General features: G+C 45.8%; 16 protein-coding genes. 6 read left to right on the top strand and 10 right to left on the bottom strand.

The features are described from left to right. Positions 1 to 2 precede the first annotated feature (2 nt). The 7 genes from pnp to rimP all read right to left on the bottom strand — a co-directional run bounded on the left by pnp (position 3) and on the right by rimP (position 8,357). Positions 3 to 2,099: a polyribonucleotide nucleotidyltransferase gene (gene pnp / locus DLM76_RS11240; protein WP_118965226.1), complete on the bottom strand. Its 2,097-nt coding sequence runs from the start codon at positions 2,097 to 2,099 to the stop codon at positions 3 to 5. A gap of 11 nt (positions 2,100 to 2,110) precedes the next feature. Next, on the bottom strand, positions 2,111 to 2,377 hold the full coding sequence (rpsO, locus tag DLM76_RS11235) for a 30S ribosomal protein S15 (RefSeq protein WP_010575366.1): 267 nt from the start codon (positions 2,375 to 2,377) through the stop codon (positions 2,111 to 2,113). Between the two features lie 52 nt (positions 2,378 to 2,429). Continuing rightward, positions 2,430 to 3,281: a tRNA pseudouridine(55) synthase gene (locus DLM76_RS11230; protein WP_241548232.1), complete on the bottom strand. Its 852-nt coding sequence runs from the start codon at positions 3,279 to 3,281 to the stop codon at positions 2,430 to 2,432. A gap of 34 nt (positions 3,282 to 3,315) precedes the next feature. Further along, positions 3,316 to 3,669 carry a 30S ribosome-binding factor RbfA gene (rbfA, locus tag DLM76_RS11225; RefSeq protein ID WP_118955265.1) on the bottom strand — a complete coding sequence of 118 codons (354 nt, stop codon included), beginning with the start codon at positions 3,667 to 3,669 and terminating at the stop codon, positions 3,316 to 3,318. 12 nt (positions 3,670 to 3,681) lie between these two features. Further along, positions 3,682 to 6,408 carry a translation initiation factor IF-2 gene (gene infB / locus DLM76_RS11220; RefSeq protein WP_118965225.1) on the bottom strand — a complete coding sequence of 909 codons (2,727 nt, stop codon included), beginning with the start codon at positions 6,406 to 6,408 and terminating at the stop codon, positions 3,682 to 3,684. Positions 6,409 to 6,472: 64 nt separating this feature from the next. After that, the gene (gene nusA / locus DLM76_RS11215; protein ID WP_118955267.1) at positions 6,473 to 7,867 is read right to left on the bottom strand and encodes a transcription termination factor NusA; all 1,395 of its coding nucleotides are present in this window, start codon (positions 7,865 to 7,867) and stop codon (positions 6,473 to 6,475) included. A gap of 1 nt (position 7,868) precedes the next feature. Further along, positions 7,869 to 8,357, bottom strand: coding sequence for a ribosome maturation factor RimP (rimP, locus tag DLM76_RS11210; protein ID WP_118955268.1), 489 nt, complete (start codon positions 8,355 to 8,357; stop codon positions 7,869 to 7,871). A 244-nt stretch (positions 8,358 to 8,601) separates the two neighbouring features. Between rimP and DLM76_RS11205 the strand changes: the two genes are divergently transcribed. Genes DLM76_RS11205 through DLM76_RS11195 form a run of 3 tightly spaced genes read left to right on the top strand, consistent with a single transcriptional unit; the run spans position 8,602 to position 11,844 of the window. Next, complete coding sequence (locus tag DLM76_RS11205; RefSeq protein WP_404820622.1) at positions 8,602 to 9,720, top strand: LIC_12708 family protein; 1,119 nt, start codon at positions 8,602 to 8,604, stop codon at positions 9,718 to 9,720. Further along, on the top strand, positions 9,711 to 11,237 hold the full coding sequence (locus tag DLM76_RS11200) for a bifunctional ADP-dependent NAD(P)H-hydrate dehydratase/NAD(P)H-hydrate epimerase (protein WP_118965224.1): 1,527 nt from the start codon (positions 9,711 to 9,713) through the stop codon (positions 11,235 to 11,237). Before DLM76_RS11205 ends, DLM76_RS11200 begins: the two co-directional genes overlap by 10 nt. A gap of 1 nt (position 11,238) precedes the next feature. Next, a complete protein-coding gene (locus DLM76_RS11195; protein WP_118965223.1) occupies positions 11,239 to 11,844 on the top strand; it encodes a hypothetical protein in 606 nt (201 codons plus the stop codon). 340 nt (positions 11,845 to 12,184) lie between these two features. Here DLM76_RS11195 and DLM76_RS11190 read toward each other — a convergent pair whose 3' ends face one another. After that, on the bottom strand, positions 12,185 to 13,660 hold the full coding sequence (locus tag DLM76_RS11190; RefSeq protein WP_118965222.1) for a CARDB domain-containing protein: 1,476 nt from the start codon (positions 13,658 to 13,660) through the stop codon (positions 12,185 to 12,187). Positions 13,661 to 14,793: 1,133 nt separating this feature from the next. Between DLM76_RS11190 and DLM76_RS11185 the strand changes: the two genes are divergently transcribed. Beyond that, positions 14,794 to 15,342, top strand: coding sequence for a cysteine hydrolase family protein (locus tag DLM76_RS11185; protein WP_118965221.1), 549 nt, complete (start codon positions 14,794 to 14,796; stop codon positions 15,340 to 15,342). 126 nt (positions 15,343 to 15,468) lie between these two features. On the opposite strand, the gene DLM76_RS11180 is transcribed toward DLM76_RS11185, so the two are convergent. After that, positions 15,469 to 15,831 (bottom strand): hypothetical protein, encoded by a 363-nt coding sequence (locus tag DLM76_RS11180; RefSeq protein ID WP_118965220.1) that lies wholly within the window; start codon positions 15,829 to 15,831, stop codon positions 15,469 to 15,471. A 334-nt stretch (positions 15,832 to 16,165) separates the two neighbouring features. On the opposite strand from DLM76_RS11180, the gene tmpT reads away from it, so the two are divergent. Then, the gene (tmpT, locus tag DLM76_RS11175; RefSeq protein WP_118965219.1) at positions 16,166 to 16,804 is read left to right on the top strand and encodes a thiopurine S-methyltransferase; all 639 of its coding nucleotides are present in this window, start codon (positions 16,166 to 16,168) and stop codon (positions 16,802 to 16,804) included. Positions 16,805 to 16,913: 109 nt separating this feature from the next. Here the strand turns inward: tmpT and DLM76_RS11170 are convergent, their stop codons facing one another. Continuing rightward, positions 16,914 to 17,516: a TetR/AcrR family transcriptional regulator gene (locus DLM76_RS11170; RefSeq protein WP_118965218.1), complete on the bottom strand. Its 603-nt coding sequence runs from the start codon at positions 17,514 to 17,516 to the stop codon at positions 16,914 to 16,916. Positions 17,517 to 17,661: 145 nt separating this feature from the next. Between DLM76_RS11170 and DLM76_RS11165 the strand changes: the two genes are divergently transcribed. Next, on the top strand, positions 17,662 to 18,474 hold the full coding sequence (locus DLM76_RS11165; protein WP_118965286.1) for an alpha/beta fold hydrolase: 813 nt from the start codon (positions 17,662 to 17,664) through the stop codon (positions 18,472 to 18,474).

Below are 18,474 nucleotides of genomic sequence, written 5' to 3'. Positions count from 1 at the left end.
TCTTATACTTGTTCTTCTTCGAGAGCGTCTTTTCTGGAGAGATCGATCTTTCCGGTCTTATCGACGTTCAGAACTTTCACTCGAATGATATCGCCTTCTTTGACGATGTCTTTTACCGAGTTCACTCGTTTGAAATCGATCTTGGAGATATGGCAAAGACCTTCTTTTCCGGGAAGAATTTCGACGAACGCACCGAAGTCGGCGATTCGTTTTACTTTTCCTTCGTAGATCTTTCCTACTTCCACTTCGGTAAAGAATCCATCGACCATCTTCGCGGCTTTTTCCGCGGACTCTTGGTTCGAACCGGAAATGGTTACGCGCCCGTCGTCCTCGATGTAAAGTTCCGCTCCGGTCAACTCGCTGATACCGCGAACGTTCTTACCGCCCGGTCCGATCAACTCGCCGATTCTATCCTTAGGAATATTTCGAACGATGATTCTCGGAGCAGTTCCGGCTAACGTAGGCGATGCGGTGGAGATATGTTTCTCCATAATATCAAGAATATGGAATCTTCCCTTTTGCGCTTGAGCGAATACGCTTTCCAAAACGTCGAAGCTGACGCCAGTCACCTTCAAGTCCATTTGGAATGCGGTAATTCCTTTTCTGGTTCCAGCGATTTTGCAGTCCATGTCTCCGAAGTGATCTTCCAAACCGGCGATATCGGAAAGAACCGCATACTTACCGGAAGAATCGGAGAAAAGTCCCATCGCGATTCCGGAAACGCTTCCTTTGATCGGAACACCCGCAGCCATCAGCGCGAGAGAACCGGAACAAACGGAGGCCATGGAACTGGAACCGTTGGATTCTAAGATTTCGGATACGACACGAATCACATACGGAAATTCGTCCGGTTTCGGTAGAACAAGCTTTAACGCGCGTTCTGCAAGGTTTCCGTGTCCGATTTCTCTTCTTCCCGGACCGGAAGATCTGCGAACCTCGCCCACGGAAAACGCGGGGAAGTTATAGTGAAGCATAAAGGACTTTTCTTTTTGTCCTTCGAGTGTTTCGTATCTTTGGTTGTCGGCGCCCGTTCCGAGAGTTACCACTCCCAAGGACTGGGTTTGACCTCTTGTAAAAACGGAGGAACCGTGAGGACCGGGAAGAGGATTTACTTCCACGGAGATCTGACGAATTTCGTCCAACTTTCTTCCGTCGAAACGAGTTCCTTTCGACAAAACCTGTTCGCGAACGATTTCATATTCCAATTCGTGAAGGTAAGCTTTGATGTCCTTGATCTTGTCGGACTCTTCCACGGTTTGTTTGAAGAAGTCCACGACTTCCTTATTTACATTAGAAATTTCTTTACTTCTCGCGGTTTTGTCCGGAGTTTGATTGGCTGCAGTCAGCTTATCAAACGCGTATTCCTTCACCTTTGCGAGAAGTTCAGCGTCACGAACTCTGAGTTTGACTTCTCTTTTAACGACGCCGATTTTTTTCGCGTATTCTTCCTGAAGAGTTACGAATTCCGCGATGTGCTTTTGCGCGAAACGAAGGGCTGCGAGCATTTCCTCGTTGGAAAGTTCTTTCGCTTCTCCCTCGATCATTACGATATGAGTTTTAGTTCCGGCAACGACGAGATCCAAATCGGAATTTACGAGTTCTTTCGTAGTCGGATTGAGGATCAATTCTCCGTTGATTCTTCCGATTCTTGCGCCCGCAATCGGACCGTTGAATGGAATATCAGAAACCGCTAATGCGGCGCTCGCTGCATTCAATGCGTGTCCCGCAACGGAAACGTCTCCGTCCGCGGAAAGAACCTGCACTTGCAACTGAACTTCGCAGAAATATCCTTCTGGAAACAAAGGACGGATCGGTCTGTCTATGATTCTGGAAATGAGAATTTCGTGCTCGGGGGGTTTTGCTTCTCTTTTGAAGTAACCGCCCGGAAAGCGGCCGACGGAATAAAGTTTCTCGGTATATTCGCAAGTAAGAGGAAAGAAATCCTGTCCCTCTTTTGCTTCGTCGGCGGCGCAAACGGTAGCAAGTAAAACCAGATTCCCGGAACGATAGACTACAGCTCCGTGGGCCTGTTTTGCCCAGTTCCCTGTTTCTAAAACGATTGTATCGCGGCCGTATTGGCCGGAGATTGTATGTGCCATGTCTGACTCGCTTACTTACGGAGTCCGAGAGTTTCGATCAGTTTTTTGTAACGGTCTAATTCGGTTCTTTTGAGATAATCCAGAAGTTTCTTTCTTTTGCTCACGAGTCTTAAAAGACCGGTTTTAGAATGAAAATCCTTTTTGTGTGACTTGAAATGTTCGTTGAGTTCTTTGATTCTCGCATCAATCAGAGCGACTTGTACTTCGGTTGAACCGGTGTCTCCCGCTTTGCGGGCAAAATTACTGATAATTTGTTTTTTCTGTTCAGTAGCTATCATATCGTGAATATACCTTTTTACCATTTTTCAGGTGATAGGGACCGCTTTAAAGCTAATTTTTAGGAAAGACCCTTAAATATTTATAATCTAACTCATGAATTCCATGTTCTTCTTTTTTGCACCACGCGAGAATCTCTCCTTCGGGTGAAACGAGAAGAAATTCCGTTCCGGGAATCCATTCTAGTTTGGTCTTTCGTCCATTCAAAACGCCTCGGACTTCCGTGCCGGGGATTTCGACGGTCGGGAATTCTAAGATCGATTCCGGCGGATGAATCTTAACCTTCCCTTCCAACAGATTTTCGTAAGAATCCGCTTGGCTCAGATTTAATTTACCGATGCTCGTGCGGACCAATCGTTCGAGCCGCATCGGGAACCCTGCGCGTTCGGAAATGTCCATCACGATCTTGCGGATGTAGGTTCCCGCGGAAACCCGGATCTTAAAAAAGATCGATTCAGGGGAGAATGTTCCGAGTTCGTATTGATAGATCTTGATTTTTCGGATCGCGGGAACTAAGGCGACCCCTTCCCGAAACAGATCCGATCTTCTTCTCCCGTTGACCTTGAGCGCGGAAACGTCGGGAGCTTCCTGACTTTCCCAGGTCGGGACTTCGAGAAATAATTTTTTGAGTTTATCCTGGTGTTCGTGGAACCAAGTTTCCGTTTGTTCTTTCGGAAGGGATTCTAAGATTTCGCCTTCTTTGTCGCCCGAGTCGGTGGATTCTCCCGGTCTGACCCAAGCCTCGTAGGATTTTTCTTTTTCCAAGAATACGCTGGAAAAACTCGTGCAACTTCCCACGGGAAGAATCATAAGTCCGCTCGCGGCCCGATCCAAGGTTCCGGTATGACCGATCTTTTTGAATCTGAGTTTTTTACGGGCGGTGACCACAAGATCCGAAGAAGTCATTCCTTCCGGTTTGTGGATCAGTAAAAATCCGGATTCAGTCCGGATTTGTGGGTTTTCTGGTAAGTCTGAGTGATTCATCCAAACTCTGAATATATTCCTCATCCCAGAGGAATTGCATTCTTGGTGTGATTCTAAGTCCTAACTTTCCGGACAGCGTCGTCTGAAACAAACCGGCGGCGCTGTTGAGTCCGGATAATACTTTTAATTTCTTTTTGTCCGTGCAGATCGCGGTCACATAAACACGCATGTTCTTTCCGTCGTCGGAAATCTCCGCGCGGTGAACCGAAACCATATGAACTCTCGGATCCTTTACCTTGCCCGATAGGATCATCATCGCAACGGTTCGAACTGCTTCCGCTTCGATTTTTCTTCTTCGGATCGGATTCACGGTCCGGGTTTCCTATTCAAGTTTCCGCTTTATCACGGTGACGTTGTAAGCTTCGATGATATCTCCGACTTTAAAGTCGTTGAAACCGTCCACCTGGATCCCGCACTCGAAACCGGATACGACGTCGTTCACATCGTCTTTGACCCGTTTGAGGGATTTCAGTTTCCCGTCGAACTTCGTTACTCCGTCGCTGATCACGCGCACATTCGCGGACTTCTGGATTCTTCCGGAAGTGACCATACAACCTGCGATGTTTCCGACCTTGGAAACCTTGAAGATTTCTCTGATCTCCGCGGTTCCGATGACTTCTTCGATCTTCTCAGGTTCGAGAAGTCCTTCCATCGCGAGTTTGATCTCATCCACGACTTGATAGATGATATTGTAATACTTGATCTGAACCTGTTCTTTTTCCGCCAAAGCGATCGTCTTCGGATTCGCACGAACGTGGAAACCGATGATCAGCGCGTTCGAAGCGGAAGCGAGCATCACGTCCATATCCACGATGGCGCCTGCGCCGGACTGGATCACGTTCAACTTCACTTCCGGAGTGGAAAGTTTTTCCAAAGATTCTTTGATCGCTTCCGCAGAACCGCGAACGTCGGCCTTGATGATGACCTTGAGTTCCTTCAAAGCCCCTTGTTTGATGAACTCGTTCATGTTCTCGAGAGTTACTTTGGAAGAAGTTCCCGCAGCGGCTCCTGCATTTCCGATTCTTTCGAACTCGATTCTGTGTTGGGAAATATTTCTGGCTTCTTTTTCATCCGCCATCGCGTCGAACGGAGCGCCCGCATCGGGAACGCCGTCGATACCCGTAACCTGAGCCGGGAACGCAGGTCCCGCTTCTTCGATCAGTTGACCGAGGTCGTTGTACATCGCTCTTACGCGACCGGAGAACACTCCCGCAACGAACGGATCTCCCACTCGGAGCGTTCCGTTTTGGATAAGAACCGTTGCAACCGAACCGCGACCCGGATCGAGTTTCGCTTCGATGATGGTTCCTTTCGCTCTCCGTTTCGGATTGGATTTAAGATCCATTACTTCCGCTTGGAGAAGAATCATTTCTAAAAGTTTGTCGATTCCGATGTTTTCACGAGCGGAAATCTTCGCATACATCGTTTCCCCGCCCCACTCTTCGGATTGAAGACCGTGGTTCGCAAGTTCTTGCATGATCTTGTCGGGATTCGCAGTCGGAAGATCGATCTTGTTGATTGCAACGATGATCGGAACTTCCGCCGCTTTTGCGTGGCTGATCGCCTCGAGGGTTTGAGGCATGACTCCGTCATCCGCAGCGACGACAAGAATCACGATGTCGGTTACTTTCGCACCGCGCGCTCTCATCGAAGTAAACGCTTCGTGACCCGGGGTATCCAAGAATGTAATCAAACCGCGTGCGGTTCTTACCTGATACGCACCGATGTGCTGCGTGATTCCGCCGGATTCCGTATCGATCACGGAACTTCTGCGGATCGTATCGAGCAATTTCGTCTTACCGTGGTCGACGTGCCCCATGATCGTAACGACCGGAGGGCGATTGATATAATCTTCTTCGTTGTCTTTTTCTTCTTCGATGATGGTTTCTTCGTAAAGAGAAACTACTTTCACCTTACAACCGTATTCATCCGCGAGAAGTGCAGCCGTTTCCGCGTCGATGATGTTGTTGATCGTCACCATCATACCCATCTTCATGAGTTTTCCGATGACGTCCCCCGGCTTGAGGTTCATCTTCTTGGCGAGTTCGCCTACTTGCACATTTTCTAATACTGTAATTTCTTTCGGTACGGAAATCCCGGAAACTCCGGCGACCTTCGTCTTTTTGAATCTTTGTTTAAAGAATTTCGTGTTTTCCGCGCCGGAAAAATCCCTCTTATCGGAGGATGTTTTTTCTTTTCCGTGGTCTTTCTTTTTGTTCGCACCGGCCGCGCCTCGTGCTTGAGAAAGTTCGACTTCCGCGGAAGTGATCGGCATAGGACGTCCGCCTGGTCCTCCACCGGTACGACCTCCCGGACCGCCGCCGAAACGATTTCCACCACCGGGTCCGCCTTGTCCCGGTCCGCGATTTCCTTGATAACCGCCACCTTGACCTGGACCGCGATTGCCTTGGTAACCACCGCCTTGACCTGGAGCACGATTGCCTTGGTAACCACCACCTTGACCTGGAGCACGATTGCCTTGGTAACCACCGCCTTGACCCGGGCCGCGATTGCCTTGGTAGCCGCCGCCTTGACCTGGACCACGATTGCCTTGGTAACCGCCGCCTTGACCGGGGCCACGATCACGGTTTCCTTGATAGCCGCCGCCTTGACCGGAGCTGCTACGCCCTTGATAACCGCCGCTTTGGGTCGGTCTGGATACGATGATATTAGAATCTTCTTTTTGAAAGGGAGAACGTGAAGTCGGATAGGAAGAATCTCCACTCTGTCCCTGTGAATCCCTGTCTCTTGGAGGACGGGAACCGCTTTGGCCCGCGTCCGGCTTTTTCGGAGATTCTTCGCTTTTTGCGTCTCTCTGAGCGGAAGGAGCGGGACGGACGATCGGTGATTGACCGGAATCGCCTCTTGGAGGCAGCGGGGTGACCGGTTTTGCAGGAGCAGAATCGGCGGCCGCTTCTTTCTTAGGAGATGCAGAGGGGGAAGGAGACGGAGCTTCGTCGCCTTTCTTCTTAATGATCAGCTTCTTGCGTTTTCCCGCGTCCGCTGCGCCCTGGAGCGTTTCCTTGATCGTCTTATTTTTGTCTTCCATAATGATACCCTGGCTTTCCGAAGTCACTGAAGCTCCGGCTCTGAAAAAACCCGTTCGGGTTTTCTCAGTTATCCTCCACCCATTCCACGGATTCTCTCAATAACTTGAGAATCTGTCCGGCGGTCGTATGTCCGATTCCTTGCAGTTTTGCCAGATCGTCTTGGCTGTATTCGATCAGGGTTTCCAGATCTTTGATGCCTTCGCTCTTCAAGATCCCTACAATACGGGCAGAGAGTCCGGGCAGATCTTCCAGAGGAGTCAATCCTTCGTCCTCTTCTTCTTGTTCCGGTTGAACTTTTGCTTCTTCCGCAGGAGTATAAAAAAGTCTTTCGAGTCTTTCTCTCGCTTCCGGAGAAGCAAGTTCCGCGTTGTATTGAGCCACGGTTTTAATATCGATTTTGTAACCCGCAAGCTGAGACGCGAGTTTTACGTTGGAACCGTTGATTCCGATCGCCAGAGAAAGCTGATCGTCGGGAACGACTACCATCGCTTCTCTTCCGGAACCGTCCACTTTTACTTCGACCGGTTTCGCGGGAGAAATCGCGTTCGCGATAAATTCTGCGGCGTCGTCGGAAGATTCTACGATATCGATTCTTTCGTTACCGAGCTCCCGTACGATGGATTGGATACGAACCCCTTTCATCCCGACGCAAGCGCCGACCGGATCGATATCGCCTCGGGTCGCACGAACGACAACCTTCGTTCTGATAGACGGTTGTCTGGCTACGTTTACGATTTCCACAAGTCCGTCGTAGATTTCCGGAATTTCCATTTCGAACAATTTACGAACGAAATCCGCGGAAGCTCTGGAAAGAGTGATCACCGGGATTGGTTCTCTTGGACGAAGTTCCACTCTTTGAATGATTGCTTTGAGTCTGTCTCCGCTGTGATACTTTTCACCCGGATTCTGTTCACGGCGAGGCATGATGCCTTCCACTTTGCCGAGGTCGATGCTCATCGCGTCCTTTTTCCATCTTTGGAAATAACCGTGAGTGAGTTCGCCTTCTTTCGCCTTATACTCGTTATAGAGAAGTTCCTTCTCCATGTCTTTCAATCTCTGAAAGACCATCTGCTTTGCTTGGCTGGAGATGATCCGCGAGAGTTCCACTGGTTTTTCGCGGAACGAAACGACCGAACCGACTTCCGCAGAAGCGTCGATCGCTTTAGCATCTTCTAAACTGATTTCGAGAGCGGAGGAAGGCGCGCCCTCCACTACTTTCTTTGCGATTGCGATGACTACGCTGTCTTTACCGGACGCAAACTCTACGGTAACGGGCGAAGGTATTTCCGAATCTTCGGACTCTTCCAGACCTTCGAGGCCGGACTTTTTCTTATATGCGGTTATGAGAGAATCACGAATGACTCCCATAACGGCTTCCCGATCGAGGGACTTGTCCGCACAAAATTGTTGGATCGCCTCCAACAGATTTCCTTCCGATTGTGTCTTCTTAACTGCCATATCAAATACTTACGTAGAGATTCCCTTTCAGTATATCCTTGAGGTTCAGGGTCGTCTGCTTTTTTCCCGCAGATTTCTTACCCTTCTGGAATTTTTCCAGAATCACCTGATCCCCTTCGCGTCCCACTATCCGAAAAATTCCTTCCTGGGGATTCTCTGATTGTTCGGATAGAAAAATCAGACGAACCGGTATTCCCCGGAAACGATCCAGGTCTCCCGGAAGGTCGAGTTTCCGTTCCGCCCCGGCGGAGGAAACTTTAAGAGTGTAATCCAGATCCGGTGAGATCTGTTCTAACTCTTCTTGCAGTTTTCTGGAAACATGCTCACATTCCAGAAGGCTGACTGAACCATACGGATGTTCAAGATTGTCCAAGACGACCTCGATCAACGAGTGGTTAGGCCTTTGGTTGACCTTTAATGAGTACAGCTTGACAGGCAAATGCAGGACGCCATCCAGAATACTGCTGATTTCTTCCCTGCTTACTGTCAAACCCCGGCCTTAGAGAGAAAACTCAAAAATGAATGAATTTTTCCTGATATCCTAATCAAACTATTCAAATTTGGCTACAGTGTAAAGTAAAAAAACCCGGGTATTCCCAAGCGGAGGGAATTCCCCGGATTATTGCTTGTTTTCCAATCAATGTGTTGGAATGGTATCGTTACATTCCAAGATCCATCAGGCTTTCATGAGAAATCTCAAATCAATTTCCAAAAATCACACCGCAACACGCGGGATGTCGATTCTATTCTTTGGAATCGTTTTTTTAGGCGCGGCAATTCTAGGTTGCACGCGCTTTAAAGTGGACAATTACAACTCTTATCTTTACGGAAGAATCAAGTTAGGCAGCACACTTGCGGACGTTCAGGCCAAAGTTTTGAACGGAGTTCCCACCAATCTCCCCCAAACCTTGCCCGTCGTTTCGAGTAAGATCTATGTTCCGGACTTCGAACAATCCTTATTGAAAGTATTCTCCACCGATGGGGAACTCAAATTCATTTTAGGGACGATCAAGGAAAAAGTCGGAGACAAATACAAACTGATTCCCGCAAAAATCGGAAAGATCGGACTCGTCGCGGTGAACAGCGACGAAGAAATTTATCTTCAATCCAGAACAGGAAAAGAAGAACAACCCAAGGTGGATCCCGCCAACGAAGACATCTTCCTAAAAAAGAGCGGGTCGTTCGACACGGAATACAGAGAAGCGATTCCTTCCGCAATATTACATTTTTCGGATGCTGGAAAACTATTGAATACGATCTACGTGGAAGGAATTTCCGGAACCACTCCGTTCGGATATATCGAACGAATGGAAACCGGAGAAGACGATCTCCTTTTCGTCTTTCACAGATCCGGCGGAGAAATGAAACTTTCCGTGTATGACAACGGAACCCTCCTTCGATCGATCGGAGCTTCCAATTTTTCGGAAGTGATTTCGGATACGGAAACGGCGCAGGCAAGACTCGAAACCATTCTCCCTCATCTGGAAGGAAAATACGCCGTCGCATCGTTCAGCGTGTTCGACAAAAAGAATTCCAGATTCAAATCCCGCAAAATTTTCAAATACGATTTCGAAACCAAAACCGCGACTCCTCTGAAGGAAATCCAAGACCCTTCCGAGTCCCTATATTGGATATTAAAAGATAATAATTTCTTTATATGGGAAACCGAAACAGAAGAGGAAAGTTCGATCCGTCTTCAGGTTCACGACGACGAAGGAAATCACGTCAACAACATCCGCCTCAACTATCTTCCGCCGAGAGGACTTTGGAGAGAAACCTGGATGGATCTAAACGACGAAATCTATTCCGCAAGAATCAAGTCCGGTTATCTGGAAATCCATAAATGGAAATAAAGTTTTTCGAATATTCAGAATCTCTGTTTAACGATCAGGAAAGCGGAGATCTGGATCGAAAAACGATTCTCCAATCCAGAATTTCCGGTTCTCACTTTATGGGCTTTGCCGCCCTCTCCATTTACCAAAAATACAGAAAAAAAATCCTAAAACACGATCGGGTTTGGATCCTCTGCGGAAACGGAAACAACGGAGGGGACGGACTTGCCCTCGCCTTTTTTTTGATCCAGGAAGGAATCGTTCCCGCGGTGTATCTCAAAGATGGAAACTTGTCGGAAGAATCCATGACCTACAAAAACGCGTTCTTAAACGCGGGCGGACAAATTCTTCCTCTGGAGAATTTTTTAACCGAAGAATTTCGTCTCGGAAACGAAAGAATCTTTTTGATCGACGCGCTTCTCGGAACCGGTTTCCATTCTCCCTTAAAACATCCTTTGAACGAGGTCATCGCCCGGATCGAAAGCGTAAAACGTTCCAACCGAAAGCGGGTTTTTGTTCTGAGCATCGACGTCCTATCCGGTTTTACGGAAGACGGAATTCTCCCGTTCGAAGCGGACGCGTTAGCCGAAATCGGAATGAAAAAATGGAGAAACCGTTTTTTACCGAGCAAAATAAAAAGAACGTTTCATCGGATCGGCTTCCCGAGCGGAAATCTACGGAAGGATTCGGGAACGTCTGCTCCTTTCGAAGTCGAAACGAATCCGAATTCATCTTCCACCGGAAAAATTCTCTGGAAAAAAATCCCGAAATCCATTCTGCAAAAAACCTTAGAAAGAACCGAAGATTCGCACAAATACAAAAACGGCTCGGCCGTGATCGTGGGCGGTTCGCAGGGAATGGCAGGAGCGGCGCTTTCTTCCTTACTCGCCTTTCACGAGTTAGGCGGAGGGATTTCTCTTTTGCTGACGCCTTCCGAAAAAACGGTGCGAGCCGTTTTAAAAAAAGATCCTTCGTTGATGGTGAATACGATCCCGGAAACTTCCGAAATACTTTCTCATTCTTTCGTGAAAAAAGCCTCCGTTTTGCTTTTGGGTCCGGGTTTAAAAACGGAAGAATGTCCCAAACTTTTATTGCCCGAGGATAAATTCTGCGTATTGGACGCGGGAGCGATTCTTGCATATAAGAATATTCGAATACACGAAAACGTTTTACTGACCCCGCATACGGGAGAATTGGAACAACTCTTGGGAACCAAGATCGAATCGATTTCGCACGGACTTTCCCTTGCAAAGGAATACGCGCGGAAACACAGCGTGAATCTTTTGTGGAAACGGCATTCTTCCTTTTTGATCGAACCGAACGGAACGGTTTACCTTTGGGAAAAACCCGAGCCCAAGCTCGCCGTGATGGGAACCGGCGATCTTCTTGCGGGAATTCTTTCGTTTTACGGTTCGAGAGGTTTTTCGATTTCCGAAGCGGTTCAACTTTCGTTTTCTTTGCTGACAAGGGCCGCTAAGGAATCAAAAGGCTTTCCAACCGCGTCCGGAATCCGTAAACTACTCAAGGGAGGAATCTAACATGGGCGGTGGGTATCATTCTCGTTCTCCGGAAGAATTCAGAAAATTCTTGGAAGAAAGCAGAAAACAATCCGGCGGAGGAAGATTTTCCAGAGTTCGTTTAATCTTTATCTTGAATTTGGTTTTGGTCGTGTTGGTGATCGGAATGGTCGCACGAACCACTTTACCGGGCGCGTTCACGGTTCAGTCTTCCTCATCCAAAGTTAGAATGGAAGCTTCGACTTTGTACGTAAAATCAAGCCGCGACGGCAAGGACGGCTTCCCGACTTTTTTTCTCTTTATCAAGAACGAAACCGAAACCGCGATCCGCTTTCCCGACCCAACCTGGAAGTTTCAGATTTTCTTAAGCGGCAAAGAAGGTTTGAATTGCCTCGACACAAATTGGGATGTTCCGGAAAGAACGATTCAACCGGGTAAAATCGAGTTCGCGCGATTTCGAGTGAACGACGATACGATCGACTCTCTTCCTCCCGATTGCAAAATCAAATCCTCCGAAGGTTTTTTGGAAAGAATTTTCAGAAGAGCCGGAGGCAAAAGCGGATTGAAGCTGGAAGTTACGGTTTCCCATAAGGAAGAAAAACAGATTCTCACGATCGAAAATTTATAAAAACGGTATTTTCCGTTTTTTGAAAGTGAATTTTACCGATGCGTACGTTGTCCGTTATCGTGCGGCATTTATACGACAGGCGTGTATTTGTGATAAGTGAAATCCGCCTTCGTCGAAAGAAGACCCCTGCATTTAGGCGACTATCGTGTATTTCTGGTGCGAGAAAATCCGTCTTGGTCGAAAAAAGATCCTGCGTTTAGGCGACTGTCGCCTATTCGGAAGGCGCAAAGATCCGATTATCTCGGAAGACCGGCGAACAATCAACGATCGCACATAAAAAAAGGACGGATGCCATCACCCGCCCTCCAGTAAATTCTTGGTTTTCTAGATTGAATTCGACTTACATACAAACGTCTTCCGGCAGAGTGATCTCCAAAATCTTCTTATATCCGTTGTTTTTCACATCGGATTCCTGAATCCAATTTCCGCGGTTCACTCTCAGATCGTACGTATGCTTTCCTCCGTTGTAGGAAAGATCTTTCATATTGAAGTAAATCGGGAACGTTACCGTAACCGTTTCGCCGGGTTGAATCGAGTCGAGACCGATTCCATTCCCGCCTATGCCGTTTCCTGGACCCCAGATTTCTCCTTTCGTATCGAGCGCATTGATCAGACCGACGTCGAGTTTCTTAGGACTTGCGACGGTTCCGATATTTTTCACTTCCGCAGTGATATACATCATCGGAACTCCAGCTCTGCACTTTCTTCCGCTCGGATATATGGAAGCGCGGGGAATAATCAGGTCGGGTTTGTTCTTACTCGAAACGACAACAGGAATACAAACCGTGTTATTCTTTTCGTCGATCTCAGAAACGACCGATCCGACATCGACTCTCGCACAGAGAAAATAATTCCCCGCAGGAACGTCCTTAGGAACGAAGTTGGAACCTTCGCTCACGCGCACTTGTTGCCCGGGTTCTACGTTCGGAGTATTGCTGATTCTTCCTCCGGCCAAAAGAACGTCTTCCTTGTAATTAGGAGAATAAACCGCGTAACCTTCGGGCACGTTCGTATCGCTGGAAAGAATCAGATCAACCATATAACCCGCGTTCGATGGACTACTTCCGTTAGCGGAAGCGATTCCCTGATTGCTCACCCAAACCGGAAACTTCTGAGAAATATCTTCACCCGGAAGAATTTCTGTCGCCGTACGGCTGATGCTCACGATGAGATCCGCCTTCTTTTCCGGGGCGGGTTGTTGCGGTTGCGAAGAAGAATCCGAAGCCTTGCAATTGGAAGCGGATGCAACCGCTTGATCGCTGTTCGTTGGAGAACCGTCCGTAACTCCGATAAACTCCGCGCTGATTTTAAAATCTCCGTTCGGATCGTCGATATCTTCGATGGAATACTTTGCGATAAACGCTAAGTCTTGCGTTTCACCCGGACGAAGATTTCGAAACGCGTGCCCAACTTGAACTCCGTTCTTCACATTCGTTATGGATTGTACAGAGGCACTGATCGTGGAATACGGATTGAAAGTTCCATTCCCTTGATTCTTTACCGTCACCGTAAAATACGTGAAACACTGGCTGTGATCTTGGATATCGATCCAAGCGACGAGTTTCGGATTCAAAAGAATCAAATCGGAAACGCCTTGATTCTCGTTAACGCTTTCCGAACTCGTTTCCACAGGCGAAGAACCGTATGTCAATCCGTCCGCTTCGGAAACCCCCGTGTTTGCGACCGCTTTGTTAGGCGTTAAAAGCAGCAAGAGCGATGACATATCGCCTTGCTTTCCTCCTCCACAGTTACTTATAAAAAATAACGTGATGAGTGTGAGAGTTAATCCTATTCGCTTTTTTAAAAGAATTTCCATTCTGACTCTCCTAATGAATTTTCAATCTTCTTAACAGAAATAAACGATCAAAACTGCAAGATCAGGACTTGAAATTGAATTCAATTTATAATCTAATTCATCTACGCCGCAAAATCGGGTCATTTAAAGACTCAAACGATCGAAAAATCGTTTGGATCCGGTTGATCCGAACATCGAACAAACAAGATCAATCGTTGATTGGCATTTCCAATCTTTGGAACAGGGTTTTCAGAAGAATCCGAAAGTCGAAAATTTCATAAGGAGAATCGAATTTACGGATTGAAGCAGACTCTAATTTCTTCGAGTGTCGATTATTGCTGCGGAAAGGGATCCTCTCTTTTGTCGATCAGGGATTTTTGAAGATTGAGGTATGTTTAATCGAAATTCGACAAGGCGGATGTTGGCATCGCGATTAAAGATTCAGTGTGTGTTTTGACGACATTCGTATAAATTCGTTTGGCATAATGATTAAAAACGCAGTGTGCATTTTGGCGACATTCGTATAAATTCATTTGGCATAATGATTAAGAACGCAGTGTGCATTTTGACGACATTCGTATAAATACTGCAACGTTAATCAACAAATGCATTGTAGTCTGTTTACACCTCCACATAAATAGGGGCAGCTTTTTCGACGTAAAAAAATGAACTAAACGATTTGGATATTTAGGCGACATTCATGTAAATTCGCGAGGTCTCACTTTATGAATGTTATAGCGTTTTTTCATCGACTTTCATACAAATAGACAGATAGGCTCTTTTTTGATTTTGACAGAATTGGGCGTTTATACGAGCGCCGCATAAAATCTCAAAGTCGATCGCGTTCGGCCAATTGATTCGGAAATGAGACGAATCATTCGTCTTACTGATTGGATTGCCGTTTAAACGGCCATAGAAATACGTTTCGAAAGAATTACTCATTTAAAAGCGGAAGCTGACGGATTATTTTCAGTTTGATCCTTAACACCGTCCTTTTTCGAACTTTATATAAATGTTTCAATCTGCAAGTATGACTCAGTGTATTTAAGTCATACTTAGTCTGCATAGATCAAAAAAAATCAAATCGGATTGCAGCGCCGCTTAGTTTGTCATAGATTAACAACGTATTTTCGAATGAGTAGCACTGAAATCCAATGAAGTACGCTTTAATCGTAATCGATTTCCAAAAAGATTTCACCTCCGACAACGGCTTTTATGCAAAAAGACACCCGAACAGAAGGAAGATTATCGAAGCCAAGACGAACTTAAGAAGCCTACTGCGATCGGAGCGAAGCTTCGACCGATACGTCATCGCTTCGAATTATAAGGAGAATCAGTTCGAAGAAGATCTGTCAATGTGTATCCCGAATACCAAAGGACACGAACTGGATTTCGAACTTTCGGACACAACGAATCTTTTCTACAAAGAGGAGCATAGCATTTTTTCGAATCGAAAATTGACCGAGGAACTGCAACAAGAAAACTACGATTCTCTATTTTTAACCGGGTTCTTAGCCGAATATTGCGTCTATAAATCCGCTCTCGATTCTTTCAATCTCGGATTGAACACGTATATAATTCCGGAATGTATCGGAACCGCTGATGAAAAGTATGAAAGCTCTATCCAAAAGATTCAAGAACTCGGCGCAAAATCGATTTCTTTGACTGAATTTCAAATGTCTTTTATCGAATCAAATCCGTAGTTCAGGCTGGACAACTTTTCTCTTCGTTGAACGTCACAAATTTTAAGATTGGATTACGGGAACTGCCCTGCTCTTTAACGGACCGTTCAGAATTCTCCCTTACAAAATATATTAATTCGATTTCAATCAAACCGCAATCGGGCGAACGAAATAGAATTCAAGTGTTGCAAGGAATACGACAAAACAAGCCTCGAACGCAATATGAGCCATCCCGAAAGGATTGATACTAGACAAATTCCATACGATGATCACGATACACACGAAAGCCCAGAAAACATTCGCACGGATCAATAGATTGACAAAAAATTTTTTAAGCGGTTTTTTAAAGACGATCGTTGCGAGCAGAGAACCCGAATAAAGCCCGTAAATAAGATTGATTGCGCCGGTAAACGTAAATAATTCATTTGCAAGGGAATACCAACTCGCAAATGGAATTGGAATCAAAAGAAGAATCAAACCGGCACTCAAAGCGGCGCAACTATCGATCATTAAGATTAGCCTCGATCGCGAAATATCATTTTCAAGATTGATTGTTTCCATTGCTATTGTACGGAACACCTTCCAGATTGAATTCGGATTTCTTTACACGGTTCTCAAAAGGAAACGATCCGAGAATCTCCGCTTTCTATTTATCGGATAGAATTGCGATTCACACCGAAATACAAGTATTTTTACGAAGGTCGCATAAACTCAAATAACCGAAAATATCAATTTATGAGATTGTCGCAAAAATCGGAGGCTGCAATATAGTTTCATTTTGTTCTTTGCAAATTTCATTTTACGAATAACGAAAGCAAAGACGAATCGATTCTAGAGGTTATTTATGGAAGCAAGTTTCTGGCATCAGCGTTGGGGAAAAAATGAGATCGCCTTTCACGAAAAAGAAGCAAATCCATTCTTGGTGGAACATTTTAAAAAGTTGTCTACTCCTGAAAACGGGCGCGTCTTTGTGCCTTTATGCGGTAAAACCTTGGATATTTCCTGGCTTCTTTCCAAAGGATATCGCGTCGCCGGAGCCGAATTGAGTCAAATTGCAATCGATCAATTATTTTCAGAGCTCGGGGTTGAACCGAAAATAAAGCAACTCAACTCTCTGGATCACTATAGCGCGGAGAATATCGACATCTTTGTGGGCGACATTTTTCTCTTATCGAAAGAAATACTCGGCCCCATCGATGCGATTTACGACCGGGCTGCGTTGGTTGCTTTGCCGGAAGAGATGCGCAATCGTTATACGAATCATTTACTCAACCTGACCGACACTGCTCCTCAACTGCTGATTTGTTACGAGTATGATCAGAACTTGATGGAGGGGCCGCCGTTTTCTATAAGCAACGAGGAAGTCGATCGACACTATAAAAAGTCATACGATCCAAATCTGATCGTAAACAAAGAAGTGATCGGAGGTTTAAAGGGAAAATGTAAGGCGATCGAAAACGTTTGGCTTTTACGAAAAGTTTAAGCAAACATCTTCGGACGTTTGCGATGACTTGATCTATCAAACGCAAACTTTGCGAATTTCAAAATCGGAAACTTTCTTTTTGATCAATGAATCAATGGACTGTATCTACTCAATCGGAATTCTTCGGTCTTCCAGGGAGTTCAACGCTCTTCGCCAATTCCTTAAATTTTCCGTCCATCATTTCTATATATCGAATTTCGTTCGTAAGCTTCCATAACGTCACGTATCCTTGATAGATTGCGAGCATATCCAAAGCGATCGTTCTTGCATCGAGATTCTTACGGACGTTTCCCTTTTTTTGCAAGCCTACGATATAATCGGACAAGATTTCTATCCACTGACGGCTGATTTCTTCGACTTTGGGAGTAAATACCGTCGCGTCCTCTTTAGAAAGTTGATAGGAAAAACTCGCAAACGGACAACCGTGAAATTTTCCTTCTTTAATGCTTTTCTTAATATACCAAATCCATTTGTTCAGGTATTCTCCGAGAGATTTTCGTTTACTTACCCACAATCCGATCCGATTGAATAGGTCCTCTTTCATCCTTTCAAGATAAGCGATACCTAACCCCGATTTGGATCCGAAATGATGGTATAAACTCGTTTTTGCTAAATTACATTTACTTAATATTTCGGCCAGTCCTGTATTATTGTATCCGTTCGTATAAAACAGGTCGGCCGTTATCGCCAATATTTCCTCTTTTCCGGACATGATTCGTCCCTCCCCGCTTTCTAATCGGATCGTTTCCGACTGGCTTGACTATAAATCGAGGCGATTTTCAAAAACTCTTGATTATGTACGTACCAGTCGGTACATTATTCTTTCCAATCGTATTTCGGAAAAGGAATTTTTGGGAATGGATCAAAAGAAAAAGTTACGCGACATCGAAGAGTTCGACATTGAGATAAACGGCACAAATATACGAATCGCGAGATTCGAAGAAAACAAGGACCGCTCTTATTTGATCTTTCTTCATGATTCTTTAGGTTGTATACCGTTATGGAAAGATTTTCCCAAACGACTCGCGGAAGCAAACGGCTGCAATTGGATCGTTTACGATCGGATCGGTTACGGAAAATCCGGTCGTTTCCCGTCCGTAAAAAGGGATCGTTCCTACTTGGAAAAGGAAGCGGATACTCTGTTTCAAATAATTCGGGTTTTGAATCTTAAAAAATCGATTCTTTTTGGACATAGCGACGGCGGTTCCATCGCCCTCATAGCGGCCGCTAAATTTCCAGAAACAGTGATCGGAGTTATTACCGAAGGCGCGCACGTTTTTGTGGAAGAAATTACTTTGACCGGTATCCGCGAAGCGGTTGTCGCTTATCAAACTACGAAATTAAAACAGGTTTTGGAAAAATATCATTCCGACAAAACGGAAGAAGTTTTTAAAGCCTGGGCCGATACGTGGCTTTCCGAAGAATTCAGAAATTGGAATATAGAACGTTTTTTACCGAACATTCAATGTCCCGTGCTCGTGATCCAGGGAGAAAAAGACGAGTACGGAAGCGAGGATCAGGTGAATTCGATCGTAAACCAAGTATCCGGTCCTTCCGTAAAAAGGATGATCCAGGGAGTAAAACATACTCCGCACAAGGAAGTCCCAAACGAAATCTTAAAGGAAGCAGGCGAATTGATTCAAAAAATCGTCGGAAACTCCACAAAGTAG

The sequence above is a fragment of the Leptospira yasudae genome, from assembly GCF_003545925.1.
Taxonomy (GTDB): Bacteria; Spirochaetota; Leptospiria; order Leptospirales; family Leptospiraceae; genus Leptospira; species Leptospira yasudae.
The sequence above is the reverse complement of the archived record's forward strand: the minus strand, read 5'-3'. Positions and strand labels throughout refer to the sequence as shown.